12 protein-coding genes and 1 pseudogene are annotated in these 14,550 nt (G+C 58.8%); all 13 read left to right on the forward strand.

Annotated features, from left to right (window positions below; translation table 11 throughout):
- Positions 1 to 493: pseudogene (locus G6N74_RS26150) on the forward strand (DUF1612 domain-containing protein); the annotation flags it as partial.
- 289 nt (positions 494 to 782) lie between these two features.
- Positions 783 to 1,967 carry an ABC transporter substrate-binding protein gene (locus G6N74_RS26155; protein ID WP_165120931.1) on the forward strand — a complete coding sequence of 395 codons (1,185 nt, stop codon included), beginning with the start codon at positions 783 to 785 and terminating at the stop codon, positions 1,965 to 1,967.
- Between the two features lie 201 nt (positions 1,968 to 2,168).
- Complete coding sequence (locus G6N74_RS26160; protein WP_165120932.1) at positions 2,169 to 3,041, forward strand: branched-chain amino acid ABC transporter permease; 873 nt, start codon at positions 2,169 to 2,171, stop codon at positions 3,039 to 3,041.
- Between the two features lie 2 nt (positions 3,042 to 3,043).
- Positions 3,044 to 4,114, forward strand: a complete 1,071-nt coding sequence (locus G6N74_RS26165) for a branched-chain amino acid ABC transporter permease (protein WP_165121025.1) — start codon at positions 3,044 to 3,046, stop codon at positions 4,112 to 4,114.
- The gene (locus G6N74_RS26170; RefSeq protein WP_165120933.1) at positions 4,115 to 4,873 is read left to right on the forward strand and encodes an ABC transporter ATP-binding protein; all 759 of its coding nucleotides are present in this window, start codon (positions 4,115 to 4,117) and stop codon (positions 4,871 to 4,873) included.
- A 1-nt stretch (position 4,874) separates the two neighbouring features.
- Positions 4,875 to 5,648: an ABC transporter ATP-binding protein gene (locus tag G6N74_RS26175; protein WP_165120934.1), complete on the forward strand. Its 774-nt coding sequence runs from the start codon at positions 4,875 to 4,877 to the stop codon at positions 5,646 to 5,648.
- Positions 5,645 to 7,531, forward strand: coding sequence for an AMP-dependent synthetase/ligase (locus G6N74_RS26180; protein ID WP_165120935.1), 1,887 nt, complete (start codon positions 5,645 to 5,647; stop codon positions 7,529 to 7,531). Before G6N74_RS26175 ends, G6N74_RS26180 begins: the two co-directional genes overlap by 4 nt.
- A 54-nt stretch (positions 7,532 to 7,585) precedes the next feature.
- Complete coding sequence (locus G6N74_RS26185; RefSeq protein WP_165120936.1) at positions 7,586 to 8,764, forward strand: ABC transporter substrate-binding protein; 1,179 nt, start codon at positions 7,586 to 7,588, stop codon at positions 8,762 to 8,764.
- Between the two features lie 50 nt (positions 8,765 to 8,814).
- Positions 8,815 to 10,020 (forward strand): acyl-CoA dehydrogenase family protein, encoded by a 1,206-nt coding sequence (locus tag G6N74_RS26190; RefSeq protein ID WP_165120937.1) that lies wholly within the window; start codon positions 8,815 to 8,817, stop codon positions 10,018 to 10,020.
- Between the two features lie 190 nt (positions 10,021 to 10,210).
- Complete coding sequence (locus G6N74_RS26195) at positions 10,211 to 10,663, forward strand: MaoC family dehydratase (RefSeq protein WP_165120938.1); 453 nt, start codon at positions 10,211 to 10,213, stop codon at positions 10,661 to 10,663.
- A 71-nt stretch (positions 10,664 to 10,734) separates the two neighbouring features.
- Positions 10,735 to 12,336: a long-chain-fatty-acid--CoA ligase gene (locus tag G6N74_RS26200; protein ID WP_165120939.1), complete on the forward strand. Its 1,602-nt coding sequence runs from the start codon at positions 10,735 to 10,737 to the stop codon at positions 12,334 to 12,336.
- Positions 12,337 to 12,365: 29 nt separating this feature from the next.
- Positions 12,366 to 13,499, forward strand: a complete 1,134-nt coding sequence (locus tag G6N74_RS26205; RefSeq protein ID WP_165120940.1) for an acyl-CoA dehydrogenase family protein — start codon at positions 12,366 to 12,368, stop codon at positions 13,497 to 13,499.
- Positions 13,500 to 13,532: 33 nt separating this feature from the next.
- Complete coding sequence (locus tag G6N74_RS26210) at positions 13,533 to 14,432, forward strand: crotonase/enoyl-CoA hydratase family protein (protein WP_165120941.1); 900 nt, start codon at positions 13,533 to 13,535, stop codon at positions 14,430 to 14,432.
- Positions 14,433 to 14,550: the final 118 nt, after the last annotated feature.

Raw genomic sequence — 14,550 nt, forward strand, 5'->3', positions numbered from 1 at the left:
GCCTCAGATCAGGCCTCTTTGTGTTTCCAGTCAGCAGTTGCAACAAAACCCTGCAGCATGCCCCCTGGCTCGGCCGGCTTTTTGCCGCGTCGATCCTGCGCCAGGCCGGCCTCACCACGGCGGCGCATCTGGCAGCGCTCAATCTTGGGCTAAAGACCATTCCCGTAGAACGCCGCCGGCACCGCGACCGCGAAACCCGGTTGCAGCCGCTTCTCACCGGCATCGCCGCAGCGGCCGAGGCCGGGCTGAAGGAGCACGACCGGCTGATGCTGGCGCGCCAGACGATGACGCGCAAACTTTTGGGCCGGCGGACGTCGTCAAAACTGCCGGAACTGATCGATCTGGTGCTCTCCAGGCCACTCGTCACGGCCGGAACGGTCGCCAAGGCGATCGGCGTGACACCGCAGGCAGCGGTCAGGATCAGCGAGCAGCCGAATTGCGCGAGATGACGGGGAGGGGGAGGGGGAGGTTTCGCGCGTGGGGAGTGGTTTGAGAGGAGCATTGTAATTCGAGAGAATAGGTTCAAATCCTGCCTCAGCAATCACTATAACGACAAACGCGGGCACGCGCTGCCTCGACTGCCGCTTGGAGGAAGATTCCTCTACCGCTGGCCGCTACTGCCCCAAGCGTCGCCAACGCTTCAGCTACGCGCCTCGGCTTCACAGCAGTTCACCACGACAGGTCTCCTAAAATCGGTCCCCTCCGGAGGGGATGGGCCAAATCACGCAATGCCCTCAAAAGGAACGCGCATTTCTGCGTTGTTTGCTGGGAGGAGCGACATTATGAAAGCAAGAAATTTATTGACCTCAACCTTGGCAGCCTTGGCCTTGGCTCTGTCGTCGAGCGGGGCCTCGCAAGCGCAAACTCGCGGGGTCACTGATACCGAAGTTATTATCGGAAGTGCCGGCGACCTGAGCGGACCTGCTGCCAATAACGGGCTCGCCAGTGCGCATGCAATGCAGTTGCGCGTCGATGAGATCAATGCAGCTGGCGGCATACACGGCCGCAAGCTTCGTCTGATAGTCGAGGACGCCCAGTATCAGGTTCCCCGCGCTGTCCAGGCCGCAAACAAGCTGATCAATCGCGACAAGATTTTCGCGATGATAGGCACTGTCGGCACGCCGCAGAATAATGCGGTGTTCCCTTTGCTTGAGCAGAACAACATTCCCAGCCTGTTTCCGCTTTCGCAGGCACGGGTCATGTGGTCCCCGGTCAACAAGCTGAAGTTCCAGTTCAACGCCGACTACCGTGATCAGGTGGGCGGTGCGGTAAAATACATGGTTGACCAGAAGAAGACGAAGTTTTGTGCCGAGTATCAGGACACCGATTTCGGCAAGGATATCGTGACCGGTGCTGAGGAAGAGTTGAAGAAGGCCGGCCTGAGCATAGTGGCAAAATCCACCCACAAGCCGACTGATACCGACCTTGGCACCCAAATGATCAATCTGAGAAAAGCGGGTTGCGAGGTGGTCGTCCTTGGCACCTTGGGACGAGATGCCATCATCGCCTACACCACCGCCCGGCGTGCGGGTTGGACCGATGTCGAATTCATCGGGGTATCGCCGACCTACGATCCTGCTGTTTCGGGAGTGCCCGACGGAGGAACTGATGGTCTTTATGCCTCGACGGGCGTCTGGATCAAGCCGCGCGAGGAGATGCCGGAGGCCGGTCGGCAGATGTTCGACAAGTACAAGGCAGCTTATGGCAGCGAACCGACCGTTTCGGCAATGATCAGCTACATCGGAATAGACTTGATCGCCATTGCGCTCGAAAAGGCGGGCAAGGATGTCACGACCGAGAGCTTCCTAGCTGCTCTGGAAAGCATCAAGGACTACAACGATGCCTTCGGCAACCCGCCACAAAATTACAGCGCCGACAATCACCAGGGCTCCAATGCCGCCTTCGTCACACGTGTAAAAGGCGGAGCCTACGAGCTGATCGCGGGCCCAATATCGCACACCGACTGAGCTTTGCGCCGCGACCGCGCCAATGCGGTCGTCGGACGCGCCTGCGCCTCCCCCCGGCAATGTGGGGAGACGAGGCCGCTCGTTTGCCGCAATCGTGGTGATGCGGGGTCGCGCTGTTCTCTGGAAGCCCGGATGCAAGACATCCGTTTCAGAGCTAGCGACTAAACATCACGGCCACGCCGCTTAAATCGGAAACAATCAATGACTGAATTATCGCAGCTGATAGTCTATGGATTGGCAACCGGCTGTATCTACAGCCTGATCGCCCTTGGCTTCGTGCTGATCTACAAAGCAACGGAGATGGTGAACTTTGCGCAGGGCGATCTCTTGATGCTCGGCGCCTTTGTGGCCGTGACGTTCATCCTGACGCTCGGCCTCAGCTATTGGCTTGCGTTCATTCTCGCCGTCATCGTGATGGCTGCTTTTTCCTATGGGTTGGACGCTGTAGTACTGCGTCGTGTCATCGGCCAACCGCAGTTTTCCGTCGTTATGCTGACGATCGGCCTCGGCTTCATATTCCGCGCCGGCGCAACAATGATCTGGGGCACGGAGCCGTATAATTTCCCCGCACCATTCAGTTCCGGCGTGTCGGTCGTTGGTGGTGTCGTCATTTCACACGTCGCCATTTCGATCGTGGTCGGAACGGTAGTTCTGTGTTCCATCCTATGGGCTTTCTTCAGGTTTTCGAAGCTGGGCGTCGCCATGCAAGCTGCTTCGCAGAACCAGCTCGCCGCCTACTATATGGGTGTTCCGGTCAAGCGCATCTTCTCGCTGATATGGGCGATCTCGGGCGGTGTGGCGGCGGTGGCAGGCATATTGATCGCGCCGCTTACGCTCGTCGATAACACCATGAGCATGCTTGGGCTGAAGGCCTTCGCTGCGGCCGTGCTTGGCGGGTTTGGGTCTATTCCCGGCGCCCTGGTCGGCGGAATCCTGATCGGAATGATCGAACAGGTCTCCGGCGCATATTTCATCGACGGGTCGAAGGACATTGCCGCCTACGCGACACTTCTCCTCGTTTTGTTGCTGCGTCCGCAAGGGCTGTTCGGCGCGGTCGGCCGGAAAAAGGTTTGAATATGCGGTTTCCCTACAAGACTGACTACGGTCAGGATCTCGATCTCTTCAAGAGCAGTTCCGACCGGTTCTGGTACGGCCTGCTTGCGTTGGTTCTGCTCTCGATGCCTCTATGGGTCGACACCTTCTGGCTCGGCGAGGTGTCCTACGTTTTCATCCTCGGCATTGTTGGCATCGGTCTGATGATCCTCACGGGTTATGCCGGCCAGGTGTCGATCGGACACGCGGCGTTCCTCGGCATTGGCGCCTACACGCATGCGATCCTGCTCAGCATGGGAACGCCCTTTGTGGTGTCGCTCGTCGGAGCCACCGCCTTGTCGACGCTGATCGGTGCCGGGGTCGGCTTTCCAGCACTGCGCGTCGCCGGCATCTATCTCGCCATGGCGACATTCGCCTTCAACTTCCTGGTCGAATTCGTTTTCGTACGCTGGGAAAGCATGACCGGCGGCTTCTCGGGCTTTGCTGTCGCGTCGCCTGAATTCCTGGGCGTGTCGTTCACATCGGGCGGCGGCTTCTACTACATCTGTCTGCTTTCGATCGTGCTGGCGATCCTCCTGACGCTGAACCTTCTGCGTTCTCCGACCGGACGAGCCTTGATCGCGCTGCGTGATAGCGAAACGGCTGCCCAGGCACTCGGGGTTCGACTCGCGCGCTACAAGACGACCGCCTTCGCCATTTCGGCCGGGCTGACCGGGTTCGCGGGCGCACTGTTTGCACATCGCATCGGTTATCTGGCACCGGACATCTTCACCATCATGTTTTCGATCCAGCTGCTGCTGATGGTGGTGGTTGGGGGAATGGGCTCGATCCACGGCGCGATATTTGGCGCCATCTTCGTCGGTGCGCTTCCCCAGCTCATAGCGATCATGCGCGACTATCTGCCCGACTCCGTTGCCCGGCAGCCGGGCATCGAGCCGGGGATATTCGGCCTGCTACTGGTGCTGACCATCCTCTTCGAGCCGCGCGGCATTTACGGCCGCTGGCTCAAAATCAAACACTATTTCTCGGTTTTTCCGATGCACAAGAAGGCGGCCTTCTCGCGTCAGAAAAGCTACACCAAGTCGGAGCGGTAGATGGCGATCTTTCAAGCCAGGGACGTCGCCATAAAGTTTGGCCGGATATCGGCGGTCGATGGCGTGACGTTCGACATAGAACCGGGAACAGTCTTCACCATCATCGGCCCGAACGGCGCCGGCAAGACCACGCTGTTCAACCTGATCAGCCGGCTCTATGACACCAGCGCCGGAACGCTGACATTCGAAGGGCGAGACATAACCAACCTTCCGGCCCATTCGATTGCTGGTCTCGGCATCGCGCGAACATTCCAGAATCTGGAGCTGTTCGATCATGCCACGGTGCTGCAGAACCTTCTGCTTGGGCGGCATGCTCATACGCGATCCAACCTGGTTGCCGAACTCCTGTTTCTGGGCAGCGTGCGCCGTGAGGAACTGGCGCATCGCGAGAAGGTGGAAGAAGTCATCGACTTCCTGAACCTGCACAAATACCGGGATTCGATGATCGTCAATCTGCCCTACGGCGTCCGCAAGGTCGTGGAACTGGCCCGTGCTCTCTGCAGCGAGCCCAAGCTTCTCCTACTCGACGAACCCTCCTCCGGGCTGAACACCGAAGAGACAGGGGAGATGGCGTTCTGGATCCACGACATCCGCGACCGCTACGGCATCACCGTCCTGATGGTCGAGCACGATATGGGGCTGGTAAACCGCGTCTCCGACAAGGTCCTGGCACTCAACTACGGTCGCGTGATCACTATCGGGACGGCGGCTCAAGTGCAGAGCCATCCCGAAGTCATCACCGCTTATCTGGGAGGCTGAGATGTCGGAGCCGATTCTGAAGCTTACCAATATCGAAAGCTCCTACGGCCCGATCACCGCGATCCGAGGCATCAGCATGTCGGTCCCGGAAGCGACCATCGTCACGGTGCTGGGCGCCAACGGTGCTGGCAAGACGACGGTTCTAAAGACGATCTCCGGCATCATCGATCCTCGTAAGGGCGCTGTCATCTTCGAGGGAAAGGCAATCCAGTCGATGGACCCGGACGCGGTCGCGCGCATAGGCATTGCCCACGTGCCGGAAGGTCGCGAGGTTTTTCCACTGCTCACGGCGCGCGAAAACCTGATGATGGGCGCATATGCACGCAGCGATCGCAAGGGTATCGCAGACGATCTGGAGATGGTCTTCAACTATCTTCCGGCGGTCAAGCGGCTCGAAAAGCGGACGGCGGGAACCATGTCCGGCGGCGAGCAGCAGATGCTGGTGATCGGCAGGGCACTGATGTCGCGGCCCAAGCTCCTGCTTTTGGACGAACCTTCGCTCGGCCTCTCACCTCGGCTCGTGAAAGAAATTTTCGAGCTCATCGTACGCATCAATGGCGAGCAGAAGCTGCCGATCCTTGTGGTCGAGCAGAACGCCGGCACCGCCCTCAAGGCGGCACACTACGGCTATGTCCTCGAACTCGGACGCGTGGTGATGGAGGACAGCTGCGAGCGGCTCATGGAAAAGGAAGACGTGCGGGAATTCTATCTCGGCGCGGCTCCCGAAAACGTCCATGCGGATATTCGGCTTAAGAGGCGGAAGACGTGGCAATGAAAAGCGAAAACCGAAACGACGGGTTCAGTGCGGGTGTGAATGCCAATGACGATGTAATCTCGGAAGGCGACACCACCTCCCAATATTTCTGGCGCAAGGTTGCAGAGCGCGGCGATCAGGTGGCGCTGCGCCGCAAGCACCGCGGTATATGGAAGCCAACGTCGTGGCGCGAATATGGAGAGCTGGCGCAGCAGGCCGGGCTTGGGCTCGCATCGCTCGATGCGGGACGCGGCGACGTTGTCTCCATTCTCTCCGACGGAAACCCGGAATGGCTTTTTGCCGACCAGGGTATCCGCGCGATCGGAGCGATCAGCAACGCCATTCACGCCACCGATGGTCATGTCCGTGTTCGCGAAGTGCTGGCCGACAGCCGGACTGGCATCTGCATTGTGGAAAATGCCGAGCAGTTGCAGAAGGTCCTCGAAATTCGAGACGATTTGCCCGAGTTGCGCAAAATCGTCGTCATTAATTTCGACGGGCTTCATAGCTTTCGGGACCCGATGGTTCTGAGCTTCCAGGATCTGCTGGGGCTGGGGCGGGAATATGCCAAAACACATCCTCACTTTTGGGACCGGGAGCTGGCCGCGGGCAGGCCTAATGATCCGGCAGTTGTTGCATATTCACTGAAGAACGGAACAGCTTCGCCGCGCGGTGCGCTGCTCAGCCACGCCGGATTGATGTTCCTGGTCCACAATCGGCCGGCACTTTGGTCGCAGTCTTCACAAGATATGCAGCTCAACCTTCTTCCGCTTGCGAACGTTACGGAGCGAGTCCTGACGACATTGCTTCCCATGCAGTCGGGTGCGGTGGTCAATTTTGTCGAGAGCGCCAACACCGTCGACGAGAATCTGCAGGAAGTAAAGCCGACGCATCTGTTCGCCACGCCACGGTTGTGGGAGCGGGTCTTCTCGCGCCACACCATCAAGATGGAGGAGGCCACGGCCTTGGGGCGCTGGGCTTATCGCAGCGCATTCGCGGCGGGTGCCCGGAGGGCGCGGGAGCGTGCTGCAGGAAAAAAGCCATCAATCCTGCAAGAGCTGATATTCCGTGTAGCCGATCTTCTCGTCCTGAAGAACGTCAAGCGACAGTACGGATTGGCGGAAGCGAGGCACCTGCTCGTCGGCACCGGTGTCCTGGCCGACGAGATATTCTCCTGGTTCGCAGCCCTCGGACTTGATTTTCGGCCGGTTTACGGACTTGCGGAAAGCTCGGGTCTGGCAGCTCTGCCGTCGTCGCAATCCGTCGCGGCCGGGCGACTGGAGCAAAGCCTGCCAGGTACCGAGATGAAACTGAGCAGCGACGGCGAAATCCTCGTTCATGGCCCTCATGTTTTCATGGGGTATTTGAACGATGGCGCTTGTCTCGAGAAAGGGTGGCTGCACACCGGCGATGCCGGCGAGATCGACGGGGAGGGGTCTATGACGATCATCGGCCGCCTCGATGACATGATCACGCTGAAAAGCGACCGGACCATCGCTCCTGCAAGGATTGAAGCAAAGCTTCGGGCGAGCCCTTATATAGCGGCTGCGATGTTGATCGGAGAGGGCAGGTCGGCACTGGGATGCCTCGTGCTTCCGGATCATGAGAGCGTGGCGCATTACGCGCAGACCCTAAATGCGCCGTTCACGAACTTCGCATCCCTTTGCGCCGTACCGGAAGTTCAACAACTGATCCGGGGCGAGATCGACAATGTGAACCGGTCTCTGGCGCCAACCGATGCAATCCTGGATTTCCGCATCATAGACCGGACGTTCGCACCGGACGACCGCGAGATCGCCAAGGGTGTGAGGCTCGATCGGGCGGAGGTTGCGGAGAGTTTCAGGTCGCTGATCCATGACCTTCATGGCCCGTCACCGATGAGAACAGTCGCTGAACCGGCTTGAGAACGGTCGATCGACAGGCATCTGCGTAACATCAATACCAACAGGGAGGACACAATGGGAAATCTTAGGATGGCGGCCTTGCTCGCCATGGTTCTGGTGGCCTCGCCGGCTGCGCAGGCGCAGGAAAAGACACGCGGGATAACGGATACGGAAATCCTGATCGGCACGCATACCGACCTCAGCGGCCCGGCGGCATTCGCTGGCACGAGTAATGTCAACGGCATGCAGATGAGGATCAACGAGATCAACGAGGCGGGCGGCGTCCACGGTCGAAAGATCCGGCTGATCGTCGAGGATCATCAATATCAGGTGCCGCGCGCCGTCCAGGCGGTGAACAAGCTGGTCAACCGGGATGGCGTTTTCCTCGTCATCGGCGCCATCGGCGTGGCACAGAACAACGCGGCAATGCCGATATTGCAGAAGGCAAACGTGCCGAACATGTTTCCGCTCGCTCAGTCTCGCAGCATGTGGGAGCCGTTGGATCGCCTGAAGTTCGTGCTCCATGCCGGCGACTATGACCAGATACGCTCCGGTATCAAATGGCTTGTCGACAACAAGCAGCGCAGCAAGTTCTGCCTACTTCACCTTGATACCGATTTCGGCAAGGAGATCGTCGACGGAACGACGGACGAGCTGGCCAAACACGATCTGAAGGTCGTCGCCAGCGAGAAATACAAACCGACCGATACGGATCTTGGTACGCAGATACTCAATCTGCGCAAGGCGGACTGCGACGTGGTGGTTCTCGGTTCGCTCGCTCGAGACACGGTTCTGGCCTACACCTCGGCACGACGCGTCGGCTGGAATGTCGACTTCATCGGTGCTTCGTCCTCATACCATCGTGTCATTCAGGAAGCCGCCAACAATGCGACCGAGGGCCTTTACGCGGTGACGGGCAACTATGTTCCCGAACCCGGTGAACGTTCGCCGGAGTATCAAGCCTGGTACGACAAGTACAAGGCGCTCTATAAAACCGATCCTCATGCGCTCGACAATCTCGGATATCTCAGCATCGACGTTCTGGCGAAGGCGTTCGATGCGGCGGGCAAGGACCTCACTCTCGATACTTTCATTACGGGAATGGAGAGCATCAAGGACTATCAGGATCTGTTCGGCAATCCGAAGCAGAGCTGGGGTCCGGATGACCATCAGGGGTCGAATACCTCGACGCTGACCCAGCTTCACGATGGCATTTATGTGCCGATCGTCAGAGCCGCTGCGTACGAGAAATAGCGCAGTCGAATCTTGACGATGCAACTGTCGGCAATAGGGAACGCACGATAATGGACGCAAGCCTCTCTAAGCGACATCTTGAATTCCAGGCTGAGGTGCGCGCGTTTCTGAAAGAGAAGCTCACGCCGGAAATCAAGGCGCGTTCGCGGCGGCAGACCAGCATGGCCGCCGAGCCCGAACTCGGCATGTGGTGGCATAGGACGCTCTTCGAAAAGGGATGGATCGCGCCGGCCTGGCCTGCCGAATATGGCGGCACGGGATGGGACGTCGTGGAGCGTCACATTTTCGAAGAGGAGTGCGCGCTCGCCCGGGCGCCGTTGATGTTCCTTGGTGGGCTTCAGCTTTGCGGTCCAGTGCTCATGCAATTCGGGACATCGGAGCAGAAAGCGCACTTCCTGCCGCGCATCCTGTCGGGCGAGCATTACTGGTGTCAGGGTTTTTCGGAGCCTGGATCGGGGTCCGATCTATCTTCGCTCAAAACGCGGGCGATACGTGACGGTGACGCCTATGTCGTCAACGGTTCCAAGATATGGACGACCCATGCGCACAACGCCAACTGGATATTCATGCTCGTTCGAACCTCGACGGAAGGCCGACAGCAGGCAGGCATCACCTTCCTGCTGTCACCGCTCGACGCGCCCGGTATTTCTATCCGGCCGATTATTTCGATGTCAGGAGAGCATGAAGTGAACCAGGTCTTCTTCGACGATCTCCGCGTTCCCGTGTCGAACCGGATCGGAGACGAAAATGCGGGATGGTCGATTGCCAAATATCTGCTCGAATTCGAGCGAGGCGGAAGCTACGCAGCTTCGGCTCGCGCCTTTCTCGACGAAGCACGAGAGACCGCGAACCTACGCGATGAGTTTGATGAAGAATGTTTGTGGGACGATCCATCGTTCCGCCGCCGCTATGCGGAAATCGACATAAGGGTGACGGCACAAAGCTGGACCGAGAAGCGTGTGGTGGCAAGCTTGGCGGCCGGTCAGCGCATCGGCGACACCATGGCGTCGATCCTGAAAGTACATGGCTCCGAGGTGCAGCAACTGGCAGGCGAGCTTGCAATGTATGCGCTCGGCGTACTGGGCATTCCGGACCAGAGACAAGCACTTGCGCCCGGAAGCAACACCGCGGCGATTGGGCCGGAATTCGCGGTTCGCGCGACGGCCCAATACCTTAATGACCGGGCGCGGTCGATCTATGGCGGTTCAAACGAGGTCCAGCGCAACATCATCGCCCGTTCGGTGATCAAAAGCTGACCTTGCGCTTCCGCGAAGCGGTTTCGACATTTTCATGCTCGTCGAGCAGACACCGCCGCGGACCAAAATCCATGTCACCGGTGCCGGGGACGGACGACGGGTTCATTCTGAGGCTATTGGTCAGCCAGGCATCGCCAGCGTTTCAGGTGAAACGATGTCAGCAGCCAATATTGCGAGAGGACTATAGGCAATGCGCGTATTCGAGAGCCCGAGCGAGTTGGGCAAAGTCATTGGCGAACGCATCGGACCCGGCGAATGGATTACTGTTACCCAGAAGATGATCGATGATTTCGCCAACGCCACCGGCGATCATCAATGGATTCACGTGGATGTCGAACGAGCAAAGCGTGAAGCACCCGGCGGCAAGACGATTGCGCATGGCTATCTCGTCATGTCCATTATCGGGGTCCTGCAACCGACGATCTATACGGTCCGCTCGTCCCGTACGCTCAACTACGGCATAAACAAGCTGCGGTTCCTCAATGCGGTTCCTGTGGATTCTCGAATTAGACTGAGCGAAGTCATCCGGTCGGTCGAGGAAGCATCGGGCGGCCTGCGCGTCACCTCCGAAATCACCATCGAGATCGAAGGCGCGGAGCGTCCCGCCTTGGTCGCCGACATCCTCTTCCTTTACTTCGCCTGAGCGTTCACCGGCTACGCGACATGGCCCTTATCGCCTGACCCACTTCATCCGTTCTCTGGGAGGAGACGACAATGACAACGGTCGTAGAATGGCCTTCCGAGGCCGCAGAACGTGCCGCGCTCGGCACTCTGACTGACCTCATAGGCTTTCATGCAGCACGTCGTCCCGAGAAGCCTGCGCTTTATTTCGAGGGCCAGACGCTGACGTTCCGGGAATGGAACAAACGCAGCAACAGGATTGCGAACGGTCTGATCGAAGCTGGGTGCGGGCCACAGACCCGCATTGGCTATCTCGGCAAGAACGATTCCCGCTATTTCGAGGTGATGATGGGCTGCGCCAAGTCCAACACGGTCCTCACTGCAATCAGCTGGCGGTTGGCTCTGCCCGAGATCATTTTTCTCCTGAGCGACTTCGACACCGAGCTTCTTTTCATCGACGTGGATTTCCTCGGATATCTGGACAGCATAAGGACTGCACTGCCTGCAATCCGCAAAGTGGTGATTATCGGCAGCGAGGTTCCCGAGACCGAGGAATTCGATCGCTGGCGGGACAGGCAGCCGGACGCCGAACCACATGTAAAATGCCAGCCGGATGACGTGGTGCTGCAGCTTCACACCTCGGGTACGACCGGTCGTCCGAAAGGCGCGATGCTGACGAACGCCAATGTCCTCAACGCCGCGCGCCATGCTGAAAGTGGCGAACTGGGAGCATGGAGCGAAGACGATATTGTTCTCGTACCTCTACCGCTTTTCCATAGCGGTGGGACATGCTGGGCCATGTACGCCCCTTATGTAGGTGCCGCGAACTTCATCACCCGCGAGGCCAACAGTGCCTATGTCCTGAAGGCTTTGGCGTCGGCTCCCATTACCAAGGCTGGACTGGTGCCGGCCATCATTCAGCAGATCATCAACGATCCGGCCTTCGACAGAAGGAATATCCAGGCACTGAAGATCATCGGCTATGGCGGTTCTCCTATTACGGTCGACCTACTGCGTCGCGGTATCAAGGAATTGGGCTGCGGCTTCATCCAGATGTTCGGCATGACCGAAACGGCAACGATGGGGACCACTCTGCTGCCGGAGGACCATGACCTGAACAGGCCGGAGCTTCTCACTTCCTGCGGCAAGCCGCTGGGCGACATGGAAATCAAGGTCGTCAATGCCAATGGGAGTGAACTGACGGCCGGCCAGACCGGTGAGATCCTGTTGCGCAGCGGTTCGGTGATGAAAGGCTATTACGGAAAGCCGGAAGCCACTGCCGAAGTTATCCGGGATGGCTGGTATCATTCAGGCGATGCCGGCTATCTGGATGAAGACGGCTATCTCTATATCCGCGACCGTATCAAGGACATGATCATCTCGGGTGGAGAGAACATCTATCCCGCCGAGGTCGAGCAGGCGATGGCCGAGCATCCATCCGTTCTGGAAGTCGGTGTCGTGGGTGTTCCATCGGAAAAATGGGGCGAAGAAGTCAAAGCTTTCGTCGCCTTGCGGCCGGACTGTCGCGCTACAGCTGATGAACTGATTGCACACGCGCGGTCCCTGATCGCGTCGTTCAAATGTCCGAAAACCGTTGAGTTTCTGGATGCTCTTCCGCGCAATCCTTCCGGGAAAATCCTCAAGCGCGAACTGCGTGCCCCTTACTGGCCGGACAAGACGCGCAAGGCGAACTGAGCCTGTTGGCTTGAAGGGACGTTTACCTAATGGATTTCGACTTCACAGTAGAACAACAGATGCTGCGCGACACGCTCAGTAGCTACTTGGCCGAACACTGGGACTTTGCTGGGCGGCGGCGTGAATTTCGGGATATTGCACCGGGCGCGACAGCTCTGTGGCGTGGGATTGCGAGCGACCTAGGTCTGTTTGGGGCCGCATTTCCAACCGAAGCCGGTGGTCTCGGCGGCGGCGCCGTCGAGACCATGCTGATCATGGAGCAGTTCGGCAGGGCGCTTGTAACGGAGCCCTACCTTTCCACAGCTGTGATTGCCGGCAGTGTATTGAAGCGATGGGGTAGTGAGAAGGCACTCGGTCTCATCGCGGAGGTCATTTCCGGTCAGACGATTATTGCCTTAGCGCATGACGAGCAATCGACGCGTTTTCGCCTTGCGAATGTCCGAACGCGTGCCGTGCGGCGCGGAGACGGCTATTGCGTGAGCGGACGCAAATCGGTGGTCCTGGGTGGCCCGGTCGCGACCCATTTTCTCGTTACTGCGGAGACGGAAAGAGGTTTGACGCTGCTGCGGATCCCGGCATCGGCTGCAGGCGTCAGTCGTGAAGATTTTGTCGCGATCGACGGTCAGCGCGCCTCCAATATCGACTTCGATAACGCATCAGCCTTGTCTCTGGTCGGCTCGGAAGGTGAAGGGCTGGCGCTTCTGGAACCGGCAATCGACGATGCGATTGTGGCGCTTGGTGCCGAATCCATCGGAATCATGCGGGAATTGATAGACCGGACGACCACCTATCTGCAGCAGCGAAAGCAATTCGGTCAGCCGCTGGCCTCTTTCCAGGTTTTGCAGCATCGGCTTGCCGACATGGCCATCCACTTCGAACAGGCTCTTTCCATGGTCTACATGGCTACCCTCGCGCTGCAGGACGATGGTGACCGTCCCGCTGCGGTTTCGGCAATGAAAATACAGGCCGACAAGTCACTTAGATTCGTCAGCCAGCAGGCCGTGCAGCTTCACGGAGGCATGGGCATCACCGATGAGCTGGCGATCGGTCACTATTTCAAGCGAGCGCTTGTGATCATGGCGAGCTTCGGCAACGAAGACGACCACTACCGTCGCTATGACGCCCTGATGCTGAAGCGAGGAACAGACAAGGCCGCTGCCTGAGACCAATGGCAATGAGCCGGTACTGGAGGCAAGATGCACTACGACACCATCATCTATTCGGTCGAAGACAAGATCGCGACGATCACGCTGAATAGGCCCGAGAAGCTGAATTCGGTGAGCGAGGAGATGATAGACGAGATCATCGCCGCTCTCGATGAAGCTGATGGTGATGATGCGGTGCGTGCGGTTGTCTTTGCCGGAAACGGACGCCTTTTCTGTGCGGGTGCCGATCTCTCAGCCGGCGACAAGACATTCGACTATGACAGCCAGGCAGACGGGCAGGGTGGGTCGCCGGTGCAGGCCGACGGCAGCGTCGACTATTCCGACGTGCGTGTCCGCGACGGAGCAGGGCGATTGACGTTGCGCCTCTATCGCAGCCTCAAACCTGTCATTGCCGCCATCCACGGTGCCGCAGTGGGCGTCGGTGTCACGATGACGCTCGCCATGGACGCCCGCTTTGCAACGACGGATGCCCGCTTCGGGTTCGTATTCACGCGTCGAGGTATCGTGCCGGAAGGTGCGTCTACCTGGTTCCTGCAGCGGCTCGTTGGGCTTGATCGCGCCCTCGACTGGTGTCTTACCGGGCGAATGCTGAGTGCACAGGAGGCGGTTGAGGGTGGACTGGTGCGTTCCCTGCATGCGCCGGAGGATTTGCTGCCGGCTGCCTATGCGTACGCAAAGGAGATTGCGGACAACACGTCTCCCGTTTCGGTCGCGCTGACACGGCAGATGCTCTGGCGCATGGCGGGTGCGGACCATCCTATGGCAGCGCACCGGCTCGACAGCCGTGGTGTTTACGCGCGCGGGCGCACTGCGGATGCGCGCGAAGGGGTGGCGAGTTTTCTGGAGAAGCGCAAGGCTGATTTTCCCGACCGCGTGTCTCGCGACATGCCGGACTTTTTTCCGTGGTGGCAAGAGCCCGATTATTCTTAGATCGCCATGCGTCCATTCGGACGCACAAAAGACGATATAACACTTTGAATGAGCATCGGAATATTCCGAAAACCGGATCCACTTTTCGGTCCGATGCTCTCGCCGGCGCTACTGCTCT

The sequence above is a fragment of the Mesorhizobium zhangyense genome, assembly GCF_011045115.1.
In the GTDB taxonomy this organism is placed as follows: Bacteria; Pseudomonadota; Alphaproteobacteria; order Rhizobiales; family Rhizobiaceae; genus Mesorhizobium_M; species Mesorhizobium_M zhangyense.